Genomic DNA, 585 nt, shown 5'->3' on the forward strand with positions numbered 1-585 from the left:
CGTGCTAAATAAGCCCTTTGCTTTTCGCCGCCTGACAGAACTGAAAAGGGCTTCTCTGCAAGTTCACTAAGCTCCATCTCTTTGAGGAGCTGCGCGATCAAGGCATCATCATCTCGAGTATTCCATTCAAACAAGCCCTTATGGGGCGTCAGCCCTTGTGCGATAACATCATGAACAGTTAAGCCCATATAGTCATTTTGTTCTTGAAGAATAACAGCGGTTTTTAGGGCAGATTGTTTCGCACTCAATTCCCAAACATTCTGTTCATCCACAAACACTTCGCCCTCAGTGGGTTTAGTTACTCGATAGACACATCGCATCAAAGAGGACTTCCCTGCGCCGTTTGGGCCAATAAGGCCAACAAACTTGCCCGTCTCGATTTTAAATGAAACATCATCAAGAATTTTTACTGGGGATGCTAATCCTCTGCTTGGTGCTGTCCAACTTAAATGTTCTACCCGCAACATCGTTGCATTTTTAATTTGCGAAGACATACCGTTCACCAGCCCAATACTAGCGACACTAGAAACAGCACAGAAAAGCCTAACATTAGGCACCTGTGTATCCAGCGAATCATTGTGATTG

General features: G+C 44.8%; 1 protein-coding gene. It reads right to left on the minus strand.

What is annotated here, in order from left to right:
* Positions 1-494 (minus strand): ABC transporter ATP-binding protein (locus tag A3738_RS06885; RefSeq protein WP_156504028.1); only part of this gene is annotated, 494 nt, incomplete at its 3' end.
* Positions 495-585 lie beyond the last annotated feature (91 nt).

This window comes from Oleiphilus sp. HI0066, from assembly GCF_001635725.1.